The sequence below is a fragment of the Micromonospora musae genome, assembly GCF_003626545.1.
Taxonomy (GTDB): Bacteria; Actinomycetota; Actinomycetes; order Mycobacteriales; family Micromonosporaceae; genus Micromonospora; species Micromonospora musae.
The window spans coordinates 442444-463311 of the sequence record NZ_RAZS01000005.1; the positions used below are offsets into that span (position 1 = coordinate 442444).

Annotated in this window: 17 protein-coding genes and 2 tRNA genes; 6 read left to right on the forward strand and 13 right to left on the reverse strand. The window is 71.6% G+C overall.

The genetic code is table 11. The features are described from left to right. Position 1: 1 nt before the first annotated feature. From D7147_RS33085 to D7147_RS16765, 4 genes are all read right to left on the reverse strand, one after another. The gene (locus tag D7147_RS33085) at positions 2-757 is read right to left on the reverse strand and encodes a hypothetical protein (RefSeq protein ID WP_147437405.1); all 756 of its coding nucleotides are present in this window, start codon (positions 755-757) and stop codon (positions 2-4) included. Positions 758-1077: 320 nt separating this feature from the next. Then, positions 1078-2007 (reverse strand): LLM class F420-dependent oxidoreductase, encoded by a 930-nt coding sequence (locus tag D7147_RS16755; protein WP_120678624.1) that lies wholly within the window; start codon positions 2005-2007, stop codon positions 1078-1080. Positions 2008-2174: 167 nt separating this feature from the next. Further along, positions 2175-3212, reverse strand: a complete 1038-nt coding sequence (locus tag D7147_RS16760; protein ID WP_120678626.1) for a hypothetical protein — start codon at positions 3210-3212, stop codon at positions 2175-2177. Further along, positions 3212-3481 (reverse strand): hypothetical protein, encoded by a 270-nt coding sequence (locus tag D7147_RS16765; RefSeq protein WP_120678628.1) that lies wholly within the window; start codon positions 3479-3481, stop codon positions 3212-3214. The genes D7147_RS16760 and D7147_RS16765 overlap by 1 nt, the downstream gene beginning before the upstream one ends. A 752-nt stretch (positions 3482-4233) precedes the next feature. On the opposite strand from D7147_RS16765, the gene D7147_RS16770 reads away from it, so the two are divergent. Then, positions 4234-4737, forward strand: coding sequence for an SRPBCC family protein (locus D7147_RS16770; protein WP_120678630.1), 504 nt, complete (start codon positions 4234-4236; stop codon positions 4735-4737). Between the two features lie 32 nt (positions 4738-4769). On the opposite strand, the gene D7147_RS16775 is transcribed toward D7147_RS16770, so the two are convergent. Together D7147_RS16775 and D7147_RS16780 are read right to left on the reverse strand one after the other, a co-directional pair. Then, positions 4770-5696 carry a phosphotransferase family protein gene (locus D7147_RS16775; protein WP_147437406.1) on the reverse strand — a complete coding sequence of 309 codons (927 nt, stop codon included), beginning with the start codon at positions 5694-5696 and terminating at the stop codon, positions 4770-4772. Between the two features lie 32 nt (positions 5697-5728). Continuing rightward, positions 5729-6352 (reverse strand): TetR/AcrR family transcriptional regulator, encoded by a 624-nt coding sequence (locus D7147_RS16780; RefSeq protein ID WP_120678633.1) that lies wholly within the window; start codon positions 6350-6352, stop codon positions 5729-5731. Positions 6353-6456: 104 nt separating this feature from the next. Here D7147_RS16780 and D7147_RS16785 point away from each other — a divergent pair, with 104 nt between their 5' ends. The 4 genes from D7147_RS16785 to D7147_RS16800 all read left to right on the forward strand — a co-directional run bounded on the left by D7147_RS16785 (position 6457) and on the right by D7147_RS16800 (position 9189). After that, complete coding sequence (locus D7147_RS16785) at positions 6457-7134, forward strand: alpha/beta hydrolase (RefSeq protein WP_158609362.1); 678 nt, start codon at positions 6457-6459, stop codon at positions 7132-7134. Between the two features lie 375 nt (positions 7135-7509). After that, positions 7510-7875: a hypothetical protein gene (locus D7147_RS16790; protein WP_120678637.1), complete on the forward strand. Its 366-nt coding sequence runs from the start codon at positions 7510-7512 to the stop codon at positions 7873-7875. Positions 7876-7959: 84 nt separating this feature from the next. Further along, entirely contained in the window at positions 7960-8385 is a 426-nt protein-coding gene (locus tag D7147_RS16795; protein WP_120678951.1) for an integrase, read from the forward strand. Positions 8386-8766: 381 nt separating this feature from the next. Further along, entirely contained in the window at positions 8767-9189 is a 423-nt protein-coding gene (locus tag D7147_RS16800; protein ID WP_233563171.1) for a hypothetical protein, read from the forward strand. Positions 9190-9516: 327 nt separating this feature from the next. Here D7147_RS16800 and D7147_RS16805 read toward each other — a convergent pair. The 4 genes from D7147_RS16805 to D7147_RS16820 all read right to left on the reverse strand — a co-directional run bounded on the left by D7147_RS16805 (position 9517) and on the right by D7147_RS16820 (position 13476). Beyond that, positions 9517-9590, reverse strand: a tRNA-Ile gene (locus D7147_RS16805). Between the two features lie 236 nt (positions 9591-9826). After that, positions 9827-11086, reverse strand: coding sequence for an NAD(P)/FAD-dependent oxidoreductase (locus D7147_RS16810; RefSeq protein WP_120678955.1), 1260 nt, complete (start codon positions 11084-11086; stop codon positions 9827-9829). Beyond that, on the reverse strand, positions 11086-13197 hold the full coding sequence (locus D7147_RS16815) for an MMPL family transporter (RefSeq protein ID WP_120678639.1): 2112 nt from the start codon (positions 13195-13197) through the stop codon (positions 11086-11088). The genes D7147_RS16810 and D7147_RS16815 overlap by 1 nt, the downstream gene beginning before the upstream one ends. A gap of 203 nt (positions 13198-13400) precedes the next feature. Beyond that, positions 13401-13476: transfer RNA gene (locus D7147_RS16820), tRNA-Asn, on the reverse strand. Between the two features lie 292 nt (positions 13477-13768). Between D7147_RS16820 and D7147_RS16825 the strand changes: the two genes are divergently transcribed. Next, positions 13769-14155 (forward strand): hypothetical protein, encoded by a 387-nt coding sequence (locus D7147_RS16825; RefSeq protein WP_120678641.1) that lies wholly within the window; start codon positions 13769-13771, stop codon positions 14153-14155. Positions 14156-14248: 93 nt separating this feature from the next. Here D7147_RS16825 and D7147_RS16830 read toward each other — a convergent pair whose 3' ends face one another. The 3 genes from D7147_RS16830 to D7147_RS16840 all read right to left on the reverse strand — a co-directional run bounded on the left by D7147_RS16830 (position 14249) and on the right by D7147_RS16840 (position 20697). Continuing rightward, positions 14249-15256, reverse strand: coding sequence for a sugar phosphate isomerase/epimerase family protein (locus D7147_RS16830; protein ID WP_120678643.1), 1008 nt, complete (start codon positions 15254-15256; stop codon positions 14249-14251). A gap of 378 nt (positions 15257-15634) precedes the next feature. After that, positions 15635-17749 carry a ThuA domain-containing protein gene (locus D7147_RS16835; RefSeq protein WP_120678645.1) on the reverse strand — a complete coding sequence of 705 codons (2115 nt, stop codon included), beginning with the start codon at positions 17747-17749 and terminating at the stop codon, positions 15635-15637. A gap of 74 nt (positions 17750-17823) precedes the next feature. Further along, positions 17824-20697: a PQQ-dependent sugar dehydrogenase gene (locus tag D7147_RS16840; RefSeq protein WP_120678647.1), complete on the reverse strand. Its 2874-nt coding sequence runs from the start codon at positions 20695-20697 to the stop codon at positions 17824-17826. Positions 20698-20868 lie beyond the last annotated feature (171 nt).

A 20868-nucleotide genomic window follows, 5' to 3' on the forward strand; every position in this document is an offset into this window, starting at 1 on the left:
GTCACGAGGTGGTCTCCCGGTCGGTCGAGCGGTCCTCGGCGAGGGCTGTGTCGAGCGCGAGCAGCGCCTCGTCGACGTCGATCGTGCTGTAGCCGCGCATGGCGGTGGTCAACCCGCCCGCCCGGGCCCGCTCGACTTCGGCGCGGGCGGCCTGCCGCTCCGGCGCCCCGCCCCAGGCCAGGGCCTCCTGGCCGACCCGGAGGAGCTTGTCGACCTGGTCCGTCTGGTAGCCGCGCAGCCCGATCCCGAGCTCCGGCACGGTGAAGGCGGCACGGCGCAGCTGCAGCGAGTCGGTGAAGCGGGCGCCGGCGTACCGGGTCAGCGCCGCAGAGATCTCGTCCGGCCGCTCCCGCACCTGACCCAGGTCGAGCAGCTCCACCGCGGGCCGGCCGTCCACCGGGTGGCGGGCGTTCGTCGGCACGCCGAGCAGCTGGCTGGGAGTGGGCACCAGCAGCAGCCGGGGCAAGGCGGGGTTGCCCTCGACGGGCAGTGGTTCGTCGAGCACGAGCGCGTCGATCTCCGGCCAGCTGATCACCCGGCGCAGCCCCGGCCGCCGTACGGTCAGCCCCTCCGCGCCGATACCGAACCGGAACGGCCGGAACGCGCCGAGCAGCACCACGCCGCCCAGCACGATGGCGCCGACCGCGACGAGGTTGCGCAGCAACGCTGCCTCCCGGGGCACCACCAGCAGCGCCACGCCCACCAGCACGCAGACCACGGGTAGTACGAGTGAGCCTCGGTTCCGCCGCAGTTCCACGCCCTTCCCCCGTTCTGGCAATGGTCGTCAGTGTGCGCATCCTCCGACAGCCCGGGGCCGGCGGGCACCGGTCATTCGGACACGATTGGCACCGGCGCCTCGGGGAACCCTACGCCCATGAACAGTCACCTCGATCCGAAGCCAGGCGGAGACGCCCTTCCCTGGCCGAGGCGAACCGCCCCGGTCGGCGGCGCGGCGGCGGGGGCGGGCCCGGACGGCTCGTCGCCCGGGCCCCGGCCGACGCCGGCGCCACCGCCCGCGCCGACGCCGGTGCCGACGCCCTCCCCGCCGCCCCGGCGGGACACGTCAGCGAACGGGCGTCAGACCTTCGGCATCACCTCGGCCGCGACCAGCTCGAGGTGGTCGAGGTCGGCGAGGTCGAGCACCTGGAGGTAGATCCGCTCGGCGCCGATCTCGGCGTACCGGCCGATCTTGTCGATGATCTCGGCGGGCGTACCGGCCAGGCCGTTGGCGCGCAGCTCCTCGGGCTCCCGGCCGATCGCCGCGGCCCGGCGGTTCACCTCGGCGTCGTCGCGGCCGCAGCAGAGCACCAGCGCGTTCGACCAGCACAGCTCGGCCGGGTCACGGCCGAGCTCGGCGCACGCCGCCCGTACCCGGTCGAACTGGGCCGCCGAATCCGCCACCGAGGCGAAGGGCAGGTTGAACTCGTCGGCGTACCGGGCGGTGAGCTGCGGCGTGCGCTTCCTGCCCGTACCGCCGATCAGGATCGGTGGACGCGGAGCCTGCACCGGCTTCGGCAGCGCGGGCGAGTCGGCCACCGGGTAGTAGCGCCCGTCGTAGTCGAACCGCTCGCCACGCGGCGTCGTCCAGAGACCGGTGATGACGGCGAGCTGCTCCTCCAGGCGGTCGAACCGCTCGGCGAGCGACGGGAACGGGATGCCGTAGGCGGTGTGCTCCTCGGCGAACCAGCCGGTGCCGATGCCCAGCTCGACCCGGCCGCCGCTCATCTGGTCGACCTGCGCCACGGTGATCGCCAGCGGCCCGGGCAGCCGGAAGGTGGCGGCGGTCATCAGCGTGCCGAGCCGGATCCGGCTGGTCTCCCGGGCGAGGCCGGCCAGCGTGGTCCACGCGTCGGTGGGGCCGGGCTCGCCGCTCGCCTCGCCCATCATGAGGTAGTGGTCGGAGCGGAAGAACGCGCCGTAGCCGGCGTCCTCCGCGCAGCGGGCCACGGTGAGCAACTGGTCGTAGCTGGCGCCCTGCTGGGGCTCGGTGAAGATCCGCAGTTCCATGCCCCGAGCATATGGAGCCGGCCGGACCCGCGAGAAGCGCATGGTCGTCGTCGCGGGCGATCTCACGCGACCACCGTCGACGCCGGCAGCAGCGGCAGCCCACCGCCGGCACCGTCGGTGAGCCGCGGCGGCGCCGGGCCGGTCCGCCCGGCGCCGCCGGCCCCACCTCAGACGTACGGGCGGGTGGCGTAGGCGGCCTTCAGCGCCGACAGGCCCGTCGCCTTCGGGGAGAGTGTGCCCCAGCCGGAGTTGAAGTAGTTGGTCTGCACGATTCGCGGTCCCCGCTCGGCGTTGAGCCTGGCGATCGCCGCCGGCACGGTGGCTATCCAGGCGGCCTGGTTCGGGATCTCGGCCACCCGCACCCCCCACTCGGCGATGATCACCGGGCGGGAGAGCGCGACCGGGCCGAGGTCGGCCACGGCCCAGTCCTTCGTACGCCGGAAGCGGTCGAGCGCGGTGTGGCCGGGGTTGGTCGCGTACACGTTCCACTGCAGGTGGTCGAGGCGCGCCATAAGCGACTCGGGGTGGGTGCGCTGGAAGCAGGCCCGGTCGAAGCCGCCCAGCCCGACGGAGAAGGTGGTGCCGGCCGGCAGTGCCCGGCCCCTGAACCAGTTCACCATGTACGTCACCGCCTGCACCGCCCGGGCGTCCGACTCGGCCCAGGTGTAGGCCTTGCCCGCCTCGCTGGTGCCGAACTCGTGGTCGGTGTCCAGCTCCGAGGCGAGCTGGATGTTCACCGGGAAGCCGAGCGTCCGGTACTGGGACAGGGCTCGGGCGAAGAGCCCGTCGCACTGCCCGGCGAGCACCTGGCCGTAGCCGTACGCCTTGGGCCAGGTCGTCCCCGGACGCTGCTGGATGGTCATCGCGGGCGCGGGGACGGTGTAGGAGGTGCCGTCCACGGTGAAGGTCTGCGGTCCCGCGTTCGGCGCACCGTAGTGCTTCAGCTCCAACACCATATTGATCTTGATGCCCGACTTGCCGAGGGTGGTCAGCCACGGTCGCTGGTAGCCGGGGAAGATGTAGCCGTCGGCGAAGCTGCGGTACTGGGTGAGCGACCGGAAGTTGCCGCCCGCCATGTCGGCCGTCGGATCGGCGCCACCGGAGAGGTAGTAGCCGCCGAGCACCGGCTGGGCGATGGTGTAGTCGGCGTTGGCGGTGGCGGTGCGCCCGCCGGAGTCGCGCACCGTGACGGTCACCCGGGGCATCACGCCACCGCCCGGTAGACGGCCACCGCGCCGTTGTCCGACAGCCGGGTCCAGGTGCGGCCGGAGTCGTCGGTGACGGTGACGGTGAGCGGGTCGATGACCGCGGCGACGCGGACCGGCGCGCTGCTGTTGCCCTGCGCGTCGGTGACCACGATCGTGAGGGTCAGCGGTCTGGTGTCGGCGTCGCCGTAGGTGACGGTGAGGCTCATCTGGTCACCGGGTGAGTAGGTCGACGCGTTCAGGGATGCGGACGCGGTGGGAGCGGCCATGCCGGCCCCTCCTTCCTTGTTCGACGCCGGACCGGCTCGTGACCGGTGCCGGCGGACTGTCGTCGGTTGCGGCAACGACCGGGGCCGCCGGGCGCGTCGGTGCTCCCGCGGGTTCCCCGGGTGGGCGCTACGCGCGTCGGGCCGGCCGGTTCGCGTCGAGGTGTGCTGCGGCGCTGCGCCGGACTCGGATCGCGGTGGCCCCGTTCGGGTCGAGCGGCGTCAGGGCGCGCCCGACGTACGGCGGCGAGGGTGGCGACGTCGGTGTCGAAGGTGGCGGTCCCGGGCGCCCGGGACGGTCTCCACCGGCCGCGACCTCGTCGGTGCGTACGGGCCGGCGCTGCGCTACGCCGGTGCCGCCGCGGCGGCGGGGCCGGACCCGGTGATCACGGCACCGGCGCGACGCTGCTGTCGCCACCGGGCCGGAGGAATCGGATGTGGCCCGCCATCCGCACGCCTCTCACCTGCTACAACAGTGCGACGCGAAGACCCCCGGCGTCCTGTCAGCTATCGGACAGGGCGGGTTGCGGCACCGGTCCTGCGGTCGACTTCCGGCCGATCGACCGGGGCCTGACCATCCGAACCGCCGCCGACGGTGACGAGCGGGCGCGCCGGTCGAGGTGTTCTCCGCGCGCCCCGGTTTAGCGGGCCGGCCCGCGGGCAAGCGCTGCCGGCAGCCGGGGGTCGGGCCACCCTCGGTGCGCGTCTCGCCCGGGGCGGCGCGGCGGAGTCGAACGAACCTGTCGGAGGCAGCGATGAGCCACCCGTCCCGTCCGGGCGCGCACCTGGTCGAGGCGAGCGTGACCATCGAGCGCCCCGTCGGGGACGTCTACGGCTTCTACCACGACCTGGAGAACCTGCCGCGGTTCCTCGGCGACGTCACGGCGATCGAGCGGGTCGACCCCGCGACGTTCCGCTGGACGATCGTCGGCCCGCTCGGCGTCCGGGTGCGGTCCATGATCCGGCTGACCGAGGAGCGTACGAACGAGCTGATCCGCTACGAGACGACGGGGCCGCCCGGGCTGCGGGCGCGCTGGACGGTGCGGTTCGCCGCCGCGGCCGACCCGGCGCGTACGGAGGTCCACGAGGTGCTGGAGATGCCGCTGGGCAGGCTCGGCCACGCCGCGCTGGTGCTGATCGGCAAGCCTCCGGCCGCCGAGGTGGCCGCCAACCTGCGCCGGCTGAAACAACTCCTGGAGACCGGCGAGGTGACGGAGACCGCGCACGCGATCAGGGGCAAGTTCGGCGAGCCCAGGTAGCGGCCGGCCCCGACCGACTCCGACAGTGCCGGTCACGCCCGCTCGGCGAGCCACTCCTCCAGTTCGCCCACGTACTGCGGCGCGTACTCGGGGGTCCAACGCAGGAAGTAGACGGCCATCGACAGCGCGTGGACGGCGTGCGCGAGCCGTACCCGGGCCTGCCAGTCGTCCGGCAGCGGGCACACCTCGTCGTACGCGTCGAGAAACGCCCGGCGCCCCTCGGGGTACGCGTCGAAGACGTGCTCGTCGAGCTTGCCGAAGTCGAGGAAACGGTCCGCGTACAGCCCGTGCTCGAAGTCGAGCAGGCAGGCGATCCGCCCGTCGCGCAGGACGACGTTCTGCCGCCACAGGTCTCCGTGGGTCAGCGCCGGTACGCCGTTGGACGGCACCGCGTCGACGGCGCGGTGCAGCGCGGTGGCGAGCCCGTCGCGCCCGGCCGAGGTGAGGTCCGCGGGCGCCTCCGCGAGCCGATCGTCGACGAGGGCGTGCAGAAAGCTCCGGACATCCGGGTGCTTCCGGATGCCGAACACGTCGCCGAACCAGGGGCCGACGCAGGAGTGGAGCCGCCCCACGAGCTCACCGAAGGCCTCGGCGAAGCTCAGCCGCTGGGCCGAGCTCATCGCCGCCCACGCCTCGTCGGCGGGCACACCGTCCTGGTACTCCTGCACGAGCAGCGGCGCGTCGAGGAGCCCGCTGCGGGGCACGAAAGCGCGGAACCGCACCACGGGGATGCCGCCCTCCGCAGCCCGACGGGTGGTGGCGATCAACCGCCGCAGGTGCTCGGGGTCCGCGTTCCGCACCGGCGTCTTGACGAGCAACGGGCCCTCGTCCGTGTCGGCGACCCACTGCCTGCTGGTGTAACCGGCGTCGAGCCGGCGGATGCCCATGATTCCGATTCCGGGACACGCCTCGGCCAACGCATCGCGTACGACGTCGAGCCCGACCGTCGGTCCTGTCATCGCTCCCACCCGGACGCTCCGGTCGACCCGGCTCACGCCTGGGCGGGGCGGCGGAACGCGCCGTACCACTCGAGCAGGGCGATCTCCCGCGCCACCGTCTCGTCCTGGCTCTCGGGGCCGCTCAGCACATGGTTGGCCAGCACCTGGAAACCGCCCCAGGTGAACACCCGGGCGGCCGTGGCCGGCTCCAGGTCGCGGGCGGTGCGACCGGCCTCCTGCTCGGCGCGCAGCCACACCTCGGCCAGGTCGGTGAAGCGCTGGATCTGGCTGTTCCAGAACTCCCGCACCACGGCGTCGTAACCGGCGACCTCGAGCACGGCGGCCAGCAGGTGTCGCCGTTCCCGGTAGTAGCGCATGTCCTGGATCATGACCGCGACGACGCCTTCGAGGCCCTGCTCCACGGTGGTCGAGCTGATCAGGTCGTAGGCGCCGTCAGCGAGGGGCTCGATGAGTCGCAGCAGCAGCTCGTTCTTGTCGCGGAAGTGCAGGTAGAAGGTCGAGCGGACGACGCCGGCCTCGGTCGTGATGCGCTGCACACCCAGCTCGGTGAAGCTCGCGCCACCGGCCAGCAACTGCTCGGTCGCCTGAAGGATCTTGGCGTCGGCGGTCGCCCGGCGGTTTGCCCTGGTGGAGGAGCGACGGGTGACAGAGGCCATAGGGCGAGTCTAGGGGCGAGGCCATACGCTTAGACGAGACATTCTGTCTCGACAGCACGTCTCGTAGATTCCGACCTATCGCCTGTTCATGCGGAGACAGCATCGTGACCCCTCAGCGGCCCACCCTCGTGCTCATACCGGGCGCCTGGCACCTCCCGTCCACCTTCGATCTGCTGCGCGGCGAGCTAGACACCCTCGGCTACGCCAGCCGTGCGGTGAAACTGCCGACGACCGGCCCCGACCCGCGTGGCGGCCTGCGGGACGACGCCGAGGCGATCCGCGCGGCGGTCGAGGCGATCGACGGTCCGGTCGTCGTCGTGGCCCACTCGTACGGTGGCATCCCGGCCACCGACGGGATCGCCGGGCTGAGCAACGTCCGGCACCTCGTCTACCTGGCTGCCTACGTGCCCGACGTGAACGAGTCGATGTTCACCCTGCACGGCATGCCCGACCCCGACTCGGCGGAGGGCCTCTTCCCGATCGGCTCGGACCCGCGCGCCCAGCTCTACGCCGACGTCCCCGACGCGGTGGCCGAGCAGGCCATCAGCAGCCTCGTCGAACAGCGCCTCCAGCCGTGGGCCGACCGCGTGACCCGGGCCGCGTGGCACACCCTCCCGTCCACCTACGTCCTCACCGAGCGGGACGCCTCGCTCCCGGTCGAGCTGCAGGAGCAGATGGCGACCCGCGCGAACGCCACCCACCGGATCCCCACCGGCCACTCCCCCCACCTCGCCCGCCCGAGTGAGCTGGCCACGCTCATCGACGAGATCGTCAAGGGCTGACCGAAACCGTCACCGGTCGTCGGGGTTGCCTGAACGGGGCGGCCCCGACCACCGGGCCGCTCTTCCGCCGCGGAGCAGCCCCGCGACCCCGTCCGCTCATCGCCCCGGACGCCCGATGATCGACTCGGTTTCCTTGATGTCGGCGTGTCCCGGCCGCGTGATGCCCCGACTTCACGGAACCCGAGTCGATCAAGGGGTCCGGCGTGCGCACGATGACCAACTACTTCGCCTCCGGCCCGGAACGGGCCGTGACCTCCGCCGAGTGGGGACCGGCCGGCAGGAACGGGTCGACGCTGGCGTTGAAATGGGTGGAGCCGACGGTGCTCGGCAGCGTCCTGTGGGCGATCGGCGGGCACCGCCGCCTATCCTGCTGCGATGCAGACGACGGTGAAGGCGTCGACGGGCACCGGCCGATGGGTCTGGGCGACCGTGTCGGTACAGGTGACCGTCGTGCTGGCCTACGGCTACGCCGTGGTCGCGTACCTGGTGGCTGACGCCGGGTACTTCCCGGAGCAGGCCCCGCCCGCCTGGTCCTGGCCGGCGGTCGCCGCGGTCGGTGTGGGCTTCGTTCCGGGGCTGCTCTGCCTCCTGGTGGCGCTACCGCTGCTGGCCTCGGCCGATTTCCGGGCGCAGGACCGCCGATGGCGTCTGCTCTGCGTGGTGAGCATCGCCGGCGTGATCATGCTGCTTGTCATGGCGACACCGCCCGGATGGGAGCTGTTCGACTGGTACGTCGGATAGGCACCGGACCCTTTGAGAGTGCCGCGGAAAATCGGCGCGGCGGCTCGCACTGGTGCGGCAAGATCGACCGCAGAGGTGATCCACGTGCGGACGCGACTGCGGCAGCTGCGGATCGATGACCGGACCTTCGTGTGGAGCGCAAAGATCCGGCACGTGTCGGGTAGCGGCGACTGCCACCGGTGCATCCGGCTCCGGGTCTGGGCAGCGGGAAAGACGAGCCGGGCGCTCCAGGCCGACCTGCTCTCGGTGACCTGGGGCTCGCCCTGGGGCGCGTGCGCGACCGACACCGCCTATCCGACGTCGGCCGACGTACGGGCCGTCATCGACTATGCCCTGCTGCACGGCTGGCAACCCGAGGAGCAAGGTGGAACGTTCGTACTCTCCGAGCAGGAGCACGCGGTTGACTTCGCGCTGCCCGAATTCCTGCTGACCGATCGGCTCCGGACGCCCGAGAGCGCCGATCCCACCACCCGGGTGATCCGCGCCGACGAGGCCCGAAGCATCACCTAGCGGACGCCGCGCAGCGGAGGACGCAGCAACTTCAGGGAAGTTGTTCGGTCGGCCGCCCAGGAGGGGACAACTTCCCCGAACTTGCACGCCCAGAGCGCGACCGGGACCGAAGCTCACCAGGGGTTTCGTGTGGTGGGGCGGGCGGGACTCGAACCCGCGACCGAGGGATTATGAGATCGAGATGGGCGATCCTGCGACCTGCACAAGTGGCCTCCCACCAGCGGAAACACCTCTCGACATCTCTCACCGCTCCCCCACCCCCGTCGACCTCTTGCGGACCGGATGCGGACTGCTCGCTGCCACGAGGTGGTCAGTTGGCCGGCCTCTGCCTTGCAGGTCGCTGGTCAGCGCCAGTGGCAGCACCCCTGGCAGTCTGGAGGCATGGTGTTCTCCGACGATCAAGAACTGGGCACAGCGATCAGAGATGCCGACTCGCCTACCTGGTCAGTTCGCGCCGCAGCCGGGCGGCATCTTGCGAGATCTCGCGGAATCGACGAGGTAGCCGACACCCTCCACCGCCTTCTCTTAGATCCCCAAGACACTGCGGTGACTTGGGAAACGGCCAAGGCGCTGCTGGAACGCATAGACGCCATGGGCCTACGCCTTGTGCTGTTAGCCCGTAGCTATGCCGCCGACGAAGCCACCGCCGACGAGATCCAGGCTGCTTTGGACTGCAACTCTGACTGGATGACGCCCGCGGGCGCAGACCGCCTGACCAAGCACCTTCGGGACCTAGCGATGGATGAAGACGCCGGGGTGCGCGACGAGGCCCGAAGGATTCTCGACCGCCTACGACCTGTATAGAAGGGCTACGGCGTGCTCGGTCAGGCACTTGAGCCAACCTCTGCTGCCATCCCACCACCCACGAACCGGAAACGTTCGGCAACTCCATCTCGGAGTCGTCTGGCCCCCGCCGGAGGCATGCCCTTCATTCGGCCGGCGCGCGGGCCGATGCCGGCGCTTGCGCCGCCAGCAGGCCGAGCGCGTCCGGCGCGGCCCGCTTGCGGGCCGCCTTGACCGGGCGGCGGGTCGTGCTGCTGCGGACTCAGTGCGGACTGAGGGCGTCGGTCCAGACCTCGACGCGGTCCGCCCTGGCCACCGGCAGCATGGCTGACCAGGGAAAACGGTTTGTGGGGCGGGCGGGACTCGAACCCGCGACCGAGGGATTATGAGTCCCCTGCTCTAACCGGCTGAGCTACCGCCCCGGCACCGCGCCGGATCTTATCCTGGCAGGTGGATCATCGGCCAGGGGCGGAACCGGCGCCGTCACTCATCGGCGTCGCCGGAACAGCAGCACGATGGGCAACGCGAGGATAACAGCGCGCAGTGAGCCGACCGGGACGGCGTCCCGCAACCCGCCCTCGCACCCCGAGGACCACGGAAGACGCCCGAGGGCACCCCGGAAATGCCCCGGAAGGCGGCGAGGGACCGGCGGGGAGAGTCAGTGGCCGCGCGCTGGACCCCCACCGAACCGCAGCTCCGCGAGGACCGCGCCGGCGGCCCGCCAGCCGCTCGTCAACGCTCCCTGGATGGACGGGCTGTCCCGGTGGTCGCCCGCGACGAAGAGCCCGCCACCGAGCGCCACCGGCTTGCGTAGCCGCCCCTGCGGCGCGGGCGCGGCGGGCAGCGCCTGGGGAACCGTGACCGTGGTCAGGTGGGTCCAGTCGGCTGTGGAGCGTCCGTAGAGGCGGGTCAGTTCGAGGCGTACGGCCGGCTCGGGTGGGGGCGTGGGGCCGACCACCGAGGTGGCCACCAGGTGCCGCCCGGCTGGCGCGTACGTGGGCGCGGCTCGGCTCACCACCACCGTGTTGGCGATCAGCTCCCGGCGATCGCCGTCGAGGAGCAGGATCGGCTCGTCGACCGGGGCCTCTTCGGTGCTGTGGTAGTAGGTCGTGTAGCTGTGCATCCGTACCGTCGTCAGGGTCGGCAGCAGCCGGACCGCGGTCGGCGGGTCGACGGCGACCACGACGGCGCGGCACGGGATCTCGCCGGCCTGGGTGCGGACCCGCCCGGGAGCGACCTCGCTGACCGGCGTGTTCAGGTCGACGAGGTCGGCCGGCAGTGGCGTGGCGACCGCCCGGGGCAGCGCCGCCATTCCCTCGGCGGGCAGGCCGATCCGGCCGCGGGCGAACGAGCGGAGGATCATCGCGAGGACCCGGCTGGAGGTCTCCAGTTCCCGGTCGATGAAGACGCCGGAGAGGAACGGGCGGACCAGCTCCTCGATGAACGCGTCGGAGAGTCCGGCGCGGCGCAGCGCGACCTCGGTGGTGGTTTCCGGGGCGGCGAGCAGTCGGCCGGCGGGCAGGACGGCGCAGCCGCCGGCCAGCGCGGCGAGCCGGAGCCGGTCGAGCAGCGAACCGATTTCGGCGAGCGCGGCGCCCGGCGCGGCGGCCGGTTGGCGTAGCGGGTTGACGAGCCGGATCAGCCGGTCGCCCTTGCGGACCAGCACACCGGAGGTGAAGTGGCCGAGGCGCAGGCCGGTCACGTCGAGCAGGGCACCGAGCCGGGGGTAGGCGGTGTTCAGCACCTGGAAGCCACGGTCCAGCAGGTAGCCGTCGACCTCGTCGGTGGCGATCCGGCCGCCGAGCCGGCCGCCGGCCTCCAGCAGCCGCCAGGGCACGCCGGCGCGGTGCAGCCGGCGGGCGGCCGCGAGCCCGGCGAGCCCGCCGCCGACGATGACCACGTCCGTCTCAGCCGGCATCACGTCCGCCCTTCCGCACGGCTCGTCCGGGCCAGCCGGCCCGGCCACCAGATGGTCGGCCCGATGTCGTACGCGAGCGCCGGCACCAGCAGCGAGCGGACGACGACGGTGTCGATGAGCACGCCGACCGCGACCGCGGTGCCCAGCTCGACCAGGACCACGAGGGGCAGCACGGTGAGGGAGGAGAAGGTCGCGGCGAGCACGAGGCCGGCAGAGGTGATCACGCCGCCGGTGACCGCGAGGCCGGCCAGGACACCGGCCCGGGTGCCGCGTCGCACCGACTCCTCGCGGACCCGGCTCATCAGGAAGATGTTGTAGTCGATGCCGAGGGCGACCAGGAAGACGAAGGCGAAGAGCGGGAACGCGGCGTCCACGCCCGGGAAGTCGAAGACGTGGCGGAAGAGCAGGCCGCAGAGCCCGAGGGTGGCGGTGAACGAGAGCAGCACCGTCGCGATGAGCAGGAGTGGGGCGAGCAGGGCGCGGAGCAGCAGGGCCAGGATGACGGCGATGACGGCCAGCACGACCGGGATGATGACGTTCTGGTCCCGTTCGGCGGCGGTGGTGATGTCCACGTTGGTGGCGGTGAACCCGCCGACCACGGCGTCCGCGTCCGGCACCCGGTGCACCGCCGCGCGCAGGTCGCGGATGGTCCGCTCCGCGCCCGTGCTGTCCGGTGGGTCGGCGAGCGTCACCTCGAGCTGGACCCGGCCGTCGACCACCAGCGGCGGGCCGGGCGGTCCGGAACCCGCCGCCCGCGCCCGGGTGACGGGTCGGACGTCGGCCACCCCGCGAGTGCCCTGGGCCGCCTCGGTGACCCGGGGCGCGGCCCCCTCGTTGACGATGATCGTGGCCGGGCTGCCGGTTCCCGCCGGGTAGTGCCGGGCGATCACGTCCTGACCGGCCACCGAGTCGGTGCGCTTGGTGAAGAGGTCGGACTGGCCCAGCGTCGTGGTGCCGAGCTGGGTGAGGCCGATCGCGAGCACGCCCAGGCCGACGGCGGTGAGCAGCCAGACCGGGCGGGCGCGGCGGGCCACGAAGCCGGCCACCTGGCTCCAGATCCCGTGCTCGAGCTGCGTGGTGGTCGGGTCGTACCGGGGCTGTCGGGGCCAGAACGCCCACCGGCCGCCGAGCACCAGCAGCGCCGGCAGGAACGTGAGCATCACCAGCAGGGTCGCGGCGATGCCGACGGCGGCGACCGGGCCGAGCGCCCGGTTCGAGTTCAGGCTGGAGAGCAGGAGGCAGAGCAGGCTGAGGATGACGGTGCCGCCGGAGGCGATGACGGCGGGGGCGGCGCCCCGCCACGCGGCCCGCATCGCGCCCCACGGGCGCTCGTGCCGGTGCAGCTCCTCGCGGTAGCGGGCCACCAGCAGCAACGCGTAGTCGGTGCCGGCGCCGAAGACGAGCACGGTGAGGATGCCCTGCGCCTGCCCGTTGAGGGTGATCAGGTCGGCGTCGGCGAGCAGGTAGACGAAGAGCGACGCCAGGGCGTACGACATCCCCGCCGCGAGCAGCGGGAAGACCCAGAGCACCGGGCTGCGGTAGACCACGAGCAGGATCACCAGCACCACGCAGAGGGTGACCAGCAGCAACGCCCCGTCGATGGCGGAGAAGACCTCGATCAGGTCGGCGAGCAGGCCGGCCGGCCCGGCGACGTCCACCCGTAGCCCGCCACTACCGTCGCCGGTGATGTCGCGCAGCTGCTCGACGACCGTGCCGATCCGCTCGCCCTCGGCGTCGTCGATCGGTACGACGACCTGCAGCGCCTGCCCGTCGGCGCTGGGGATGGGCGGCGGCAGCGGTTTGACCACCCCGGGCACCTGGGCGAAGCGCTCGGCGTCGGCGGCCACCTTCCGCCTGTCCGCCTCGGTGAGGCCGGTGGTGCGTTCGTAGACGACGAGGGCGGGCGTGGTCTCCTGCTGGACGAAGCCGCGGGAGCGTTCCTGGGCCCGGGTGGCCTCCGCGTCGGCGGGCAGGAACGCGGCGTTGTCGTTCGTGGCCACGTCGCCCAGCCGTCCGGAGAACGGGCCGGCGACCCCGCCGACGACCAGCCACGCCAGCACCACGACGAGCGCGATCAGGGTGGCCCGGCTGCGACCCAGCGCTCCGGACATCCGCTCCCACCCGTGAGTCGACGCACCGATCGGCGTGGTCGATCCCTGACGCCGACACGGACCATCGTGCCGGGCCGACCCGGTCAGTTCGGGCGGAACGGGCGAATTGGGCACCAGCGCCGAGGGCTGCGAAGTGGCGAGACCCGTTCGGGTGACGGGCGGAACGACGAACGCCCGCCGGCAGGGCCGACGGGCGGGACGGTTGGCTCCCCCGATTGGACTCGAACCAATAACCTGCCGGTTAACAGCCGGCTGCTCTGCCAATTGAGCTACAGGGGACTGCCATTGCTCGGTTTCGGATCTCTCCGGCACCGTGCGACGGGGACAAGCGTACAGGACTCCAGGGGGTGTTGGTCCAGGGGGTTACCGCGCCGGAGGTGCGGGCGGCGGACAGCGAGCCGGGCGGTTCCCAGAAGTAGTAATTCGGGCAAATCGCCATCACGGCACAAGCAGGCATGAGCGCAGAGCAGGATGGGTAGTTAGCTGCGGACGACAGAACGCAGGCGCGAGACGGCGTACGCCCGGGCGCGAGCCCGGGGGCGACGGCGCGTCAGGTACGGAAGGAGCCGCCATGCGCGGAAAACTGATGTTTCTTGGCGGGCTGGCTGCGGGATTCGTCCTGGGTGCCCGCGCCGGCCGGGAGAAGTACGAGGAGCTGATGATCCGGGGCCGTAAGGTGCTCGACCACCCCACCGTGCAGGAGGCGGCGGGCGTGGCGCAGGCCCAGGCGACCCGGCTCTACAGCGAGGGCAAGGACAAGATCGGCCAGACCAAGCTGGGTGAGAAGCTCAGCGGCAACGGCAGCAAGCACGGCATGACCGCCGCCGACGACGCCTTCGCCGGCTCGCCGGCCGCCGTCGGCGCGAAGTCCGGCACCAACTCGTCGGCGGGCGGCGCGGCCACCAGGTCGACCTCCGCCAAGCCGTCCGGCTCGGGCGGCACCGGCAACACCCTCTGATCGCGACGCGTACGGGCCCGGCCGCCAACTCGGCGGTCGGGCCCGTGACGTCTCCGGTCGGCGGCGAGCGCCGGCCCGGACCTGCGGCCTCGCTCAGTCCTTGCTGCTGAACGCGGCGTCGAACGCGGCGTCCGGGGCGTCGAAGGCGAGCCGGCGGACGAACTGGAGCGCCTCCGGGGCGCCCACGAGCCGGTCCATGCCGGCGTCCTCCCACTCGATCGAGATCGGCCCGTCGTAGCCGATCGCGTTCAACGCGCGGAAGCAGTCCTCCCAGGGCACGTCGCCGTGGCCGGTGGAGACGAAGTCCCAGCCGCGGCGCAGGTCGGCCCAGGGCAGGTGCGAGGAGAGCCGGCCGCGCCGGCCGTCACCGGTACGCACCTTCGCGTCCTTGCAGTCGACGTGGTAGATCCGGTCGGCGAAGTCGAAGATGAAGTTGACCGGGTCCAGCTCCTGCCAGACGAAGTGCGACGGGTCCCAGTTCAGCCCGAACGCGGGCCGGTGGCCGATCGCCTCCAACGTGCGCTTCGTCGTCCAGTAGTCGTACGCGATCTCGCTCGGGTGCACCTCGTGCGCGAAGCGCACGCCGACCTCGTCGAAGACGTCGAGGATCGGGTTCCACCGGTCGGCGAAGTCCTGGTAGCCGCGCTCGATCATCGACGGCGGCACCGGCGGGAACATCGCGAGGGTGTGCCAGATCGACGAGCCGGTGAAGCCGACGACGGTCTTCACGCCGAGCTTCGCGGCCGCGCGAGCGGTGTCCTTGATCTCCTCGGCGGCGCGCCGGCGCACCCCCTCCGGCTCGCCGTCGCCCCAGATCCGGGCGGGCAGGATGTCCTGGTGCCGCTCGTCGATGGGGTGGTCGCAGACGGCCTGACCGACCAGGTGGTTGGAGATCGTGTAGACCTTCAGGTTGTGCTTGGCGAGGGTCTCCCGCTTGCGCTCGACGTACGAGTCGTCGGCCAGCGCCTTGTCGACCTCGAAGTGGTCGCCCCAGCAGGCGATCTCCAGGCCGTCGTACCCCCACTCGGAGGCGAGCCGGCACACTTCGTCGAACGGAAGGTCGGCCCACTGGCCGGTGAAGAGCGTGATGGGTCGCGCCATTGTCCTTCTCTCCCCTGTGGTGATGGGGATTCCGTACGGGCGGACCGGGGCGAGGTGACCGGTCGAACCGGTGTCCAGGCGGGGCCGTGGGCGGGGAGCCGGCGGGTGCGGAACACACCTGGGCCCGCCGGGTTGCGCCTCCCGCCGGGTCACCGGCCACCGTGAACGGTCGCCGTCCCCACTCTATGGCCGCCGGCACCGACACGGAAGGCCCCGCCTCCCCGGACCGTCCCACCCCACCGACCTTCTGTTGATCATGAGGTTGACGGCGGTCTCGATCTCCTGCGCCCCCGCCAACCTCATGATCAACTGCAAGAGGGCGGGGCGGCCCCGTGCCGGGTGGTACGCCGGCGCGGGGCCGCCCCTCAGGGGGTTATGTCAGGGCAGGATCCACTTCTGGTTCGCCGCACCCGTGCAACCCCACAGGTGCACCGGAGTGCTGTCGGCCGAGTTGTTCCCCGACACATCCAGACACTTACCCGACTGCGGATTACGCAACGTCCCATCCGCCTGCGCCGACCAGTTCTGCGCACCCGAACCATTACACGTCCACAACTGAATCTTCGTACCGTCCGCCGAACCACCACCCGACACATCCAGACACTTACCCAACGCCCGAACCGTCGAATTCGACGTCACCGACCACGACTGCGCCGCACTCCCGTTACACGTGTACAGCTGCACCTGCGTACCGTCGGCGGTCGCGCTGTTGCGCACGTCGAGACACTTCCCGGCGAGACCCCGGACCGGACCCGTGCCGGGCGTGCCCCCGCCCCCCTTCACCAGCGTGAAGTCGTCCACGTCGAAGAGGCCGCCGCCCGACCCGGTGAAGGTCAGGTAGAGGTTCTGCGCGCCGGACGGCACGCCGGAGAGGGTCGTGGTGACATCGGCGAAGGTGTTCCAGCCGCCGGTGTTCGGCACCGCCACCGAGCCGAGCACCGGACCGGTGGTCGAACCGGTCCGCACCTGGATGGTGCCGCCCGGGCCGCCGGAGACCACCCGCGCCCGGAACGACGTCGCGCCGGTCAGGTCGAGCCCGTTGTACGCGGCCCAGTCGCCCGGCTCGACGTAGCCGAGGGTCTGGCCACCGTTCGCGCCACCCTTGCCGACCGCGCTGACCCCACTGGCCGAACTGAACGCCTCGGCCTGGACGGTGAGGTTGCCGCCCGGCGGAGGCGTACCGCCGAGCTCCTTGATCCGCACGTTGCGGAACGAGACGTCGTCGCCGGCGCCGTGGTTCTGCAGGCCGATGTGCCCGGCGAGCGAGCGGGCCGGGTTGGTGTTCGTGAAGTCGTTGATCTTCACGCCGTTGAGGAAGACCTGCAGGCGCTCCCCCTCGACGAGAAGCTCGTAGTTGTTCCACTCCCCCGGCGGGTTCAACGCCGCGTCCCGGGCCGCGAGGTCGGCGGACTTGAAGGTGTAGACCGCGCCGGTGGTCCGGTCGGCCGCGTCCGTGGCGTCGATCTGCACCTCGTACCCGTTGTCGACCGCGGACCACGGGTCACTCGACGGTGGGAAGCCGATGAAGACCCCGGAGTTGTCGTCGCCGGCCATCCGCCAGTCCAGCTTGAGCGAGTAGTTGGTGAACTGCTTCGCGCTGTGCCAGAACAGACCCATGCCACCGACCGAGGTGAGGGTGGCGTCGGTGTTGGTGAAGCTGCCCGGCCCGGCCTGTGACCAGCCGGCGGTCGAGCCGTTGTAGAGCGTGGTGTAGCCGGTCTCGGGCCGGCAGTCGGCCTTGGTGCGGCCGGCCGCGTAGCGGATCCCGCCGAGCAGGTGGGCACGGAACGCGGGCTCGGCGTACGACGCCTGGGTGTGACCGCCACCGGTGTAGAAGGCCCGGCCACCGTTGTACGTCTTGCACCAGGAGTGCGGGTGGTCGGCGCCCATCCCGCCGCCCGAGTAGGACGACTCGTCGAGGGTGGCCAGCACCCGCGCCGTCGAGCGGGCGTTGGTCTGGTAGTTGTACCACTCGTCGGTGCGGGTCCAGGTCTGCGGCAGGTGCGCGCTCGCCGCGTGCGCCCGGTTCTCCACCTTCACGTTGGCCTGCTGGATGGCCGGGTGCGAGGCGAAGTACGCGCCGACCAGGTTGCCGTAGAAGGACCAGCCGTACTCGGTGTCGGCGGCGGCGTGCACCCCGACGTAGCCGCCGCCCGAGCCGATGTACTGCTCGAAGGCGGTCTGCTGGCCGGCGTTGAGCACGTCGCCGGTGGTGTTGAGGAAGACCACCGCCTCGTACTGGGCGAGGTTGCCGGTGGTGAAGGCGGCGGCGTCCTCGGTCGCGGTGACCGTGAAGCTGTTCGCCGCGCCGAGGTCGCGGATGGCCTGGGTGCCGACCGCGATCGAGTCGTGCCGGAAGCCGGCGGTCTTGGAGAAGACCAACACGTCGTACGGGGTGTCGGCCGCGCTGGCCGGGGTGGCGGGGCTGGTGCAGGCGATGACGGCGAGGGCGGCGGTGGCCCCACCGAGGACGGATCGCAGAAGTCTGCGCATCTCAGCTCTCCTCAGATCGGTCGGGAGGGGCCCCGGGCACATCGTCGTGCGTCGGTGGGGCCCCTCCGCTCAAATCAGGGCAGGATCCACTTCTGGTTCGCCGCACCCGTGCAACCCCACAGGTGCACCGGCGTGCTGTCGGCCGAGTTGTTCCCCGACACATCCAGACACTTACCCGACTGCGGATTACGCAACGTCCCATCCGCCTGCGCCGACCAGTTCTGCGCACCCGAACCATTACACGTCCACAACTGAATCTTCGTACCGTCCGCCGAACCACCACCCGACACATCCAGACACTTACCCAACGCCCGAACCGTCGAATTCGACGTCACCGACCACGACTGCGCCGCACTCCCGTTACACGTGTACAGCTGCACCTGCGTACCGTCGGCGGTCGCGCCGCTGCGTACGTCGAGGCACTTGCTCGCCAGGCCCCGGATCGGGCCGGTGCCGGGCGTGCCTCCGCCGCCGGTGTTCAGGGTGAAGGTGTCCACGTCGTAGAGCGCGCCGGTGCCCGACCCGGCGAAGGTCAGGTAGAGCGTGGTGGTGCCGGCGGGCGGATTGGCGACGGTGCCGGTGACCGTGGTGAAGGTCTCCCAGCCGCCGGTGACGGGCACCGTGGCCGAGCCGATCACCGTGCCGGTGGCCGAGCCGGTCCGCAGCTGGAGGGTGCCGCCGGCGCCGGCCGACGAGACCCGGGCGGTGAACGAGGTCACGTTGCCGACCTGGTACGGCTCGAAGGCGATCCAGTCGCCGTTGTTGATGTCGCCGACGGTCTTGCCGCCCTCGGCCGGGGCCTTGTCGAAGGTGTTGATCCCCGACGAGGTCTTGAAGTGCTCGGCCTGGCGGTGGCGGGGCTGGAGGATGTGCTGGGTGTGCGTGGTCAGCCCGCCCGCGTCGGTGTACTCGGCGTCGAAGATGGCGAAGATGTTGGCCGCGTAGTCGTGCTCACCGTCGACCGGGATGGTGGTGGTGCCGGAGCAGCCGTTCTGCGAGGTGATCTGGTGACCGTGCTGGTCGTGCCCGAGCACGTAGGTCATCTTGACCTTGGTGCAGTCGATCGTGCCGTCCTCCGGGTCGGTGACCGTGATGCTGAACGGCACCGCGTCGCCGAAGGAGAAGAGCTTGCCGTTGCCCGGGTTGGTGATGGTCACCGTGGGCGCGGTGTTGCCCACGCTGATCGCCACGCTGGCGCTGCCGGTGGCGCCCTGCGGGTCGCGTACGGTCAGCGTCGCCGTGTACGTGCCGTTGGCGGTGTAGGTCTTCGTCGGGTTGGCCGCCGTGGAGGTGGTGCCGTCACCGAACGCCCACTGGTAGGTAAGCGCCGAGCCCTCCGGATCCGAGGAGCCGGCCGAGGAGAAGGCCACCGTCAGCGGCGCGGCGCCGGAGGTCTTGTCGGCCGCCGCCCGGGCCGTGGGTGCACGGTTGCCGCCGCCGATGTGGTCGAAGCGGTACAGCGCAGAGTTGGCGTCCCCGTTGAAGTAGCCGGTGCCGTAGTCGAGGACGTAGTACGCGCCGTCCGGGCCGAAGGCCGAGTCCATCACCTGCTTGCCGACCCACGGGAAGGTGTCGATGGTGCCCCGGGAGCCGTCGGTGTTGACGTGGATCGGCTTGATCCAGCCGCGGCCGAACTCGGTGGCGAAGAACTGGCCGTCGAAGGACTGCGGGAACTTCGTGGTCGACGGGTTGGCGGCGTTGTACCGGTAGACCGGGCCGCCCATCGGGGACTCCGACCCGCCGCCGAACTCGGAGGGGCTGCCGGCGTCGCCGCCGTAGCGGATCCAGGCGGGCTGGGCGGGCGGCAGCGTGCCCCGGCCGGTGTTGCGGAACGAGTTGTTCGTCGGGCCGCCGGTGCAGTTGAACTTCGGGCCGGTGGCGTTGGTGGCGAAGTTCCACTCGTTGTAGGTCTCGGTGCTGGTGTTCGTACCGGTGCAGTAGGGCCAGCCGTAGTTGCCCGGGCCGGCGACCCGGTTGAACTCGACCTGACCGGCTGGGCCCCGGGTGGAGCTGGTCGAGCCGGCGTCCGGCCCGTAGTCGCCGACGTAGACGACGCCGGTGGCCTTGTCCACGCTGATCCGGAACGGGTTGCGGAAGCCCATCGCGTAGATCTCGGCGCGGGCGCCCGTCGTGCCGGGCGCGAAGAGGTTGCCGGTCGGGATCGAGTACGTCCCGTTCGCGTTCACCTTGATCCGGAGGATCTTGCCGCGCAGGTCGTTGGTGTTGCCGGCGCTGCGCTGCGCGTCGAAGCCGGGGTTGCGGTTGGTGCGCTCGTCGATCGGCGCGTAGCCCGCGGAGTCGAACGGGTTGGTGTCGTCGCCGGTGGAGAGGTAGAGGTTGCCGGCGGCGTCGAAGTCGATGTCGCCACCGACGTGGCAGCAGAGCCCGCGGTCGGCCGGTACGTCGAGGACGTCGACCTTGCTGGCCTGGTTGAGCGTGAAGTCGGCGTTCAGGGTGAACCGGGAGAGCCGGTTGACGCCCTGCCAGGCGGAGAAGTCGGTGCCGGTGGCTGGGGCGTCCCCGCCGGGGGTGGAGAGCGGCGGCGCGTAGTAGAGGAAGATCTGCCGGTTGCTGGCGAAGTTCGGGTCGACCCCGACGCCCTGCAGCCCCTCTTCGTCGTGCGTGTAGACGGCGATGTTGCCGATCACCGTGGTGGTGCCGTTCGCGTCGGTGCGGCGCAGGGTGCCGTTGCGCGCGGTGTGCAGCACCGAGCGGTCCGGCAGCACGGCCAGCGACATCGGCTCACCCATCTCGGCGACGCCGCGGGCGAGTTCGACCTGCTGGAAGTCGGTGGCGTTGATCGGGTGCGCCTGTGCGGGGGTGGGGCCGCCGAGGGCGGCGGGGCCGGCGCCGAGGGCGACCGTGCCGGCCGCGGCGACCAGCAGCAGGGCCGAACCGGCGGTGAACCATCGTCGGGGGCGGTGGTGGAGGTTGTCCGATCTGGACATGGTTTGGCTGTCCCTTCCTGACGACTGACTGCCAGGGCGGGGCGCGCGCCGACGCGCCGGGGCCGTAGCGGGCTGTGCGGTGGGGGCCGCCGGGGTGCCGGTCCGGCGCGCCGTGAGCACTCCGACGGTGGAGCCACCCGCACGGAGGGTCACCAGTCGATGGGTTACCGC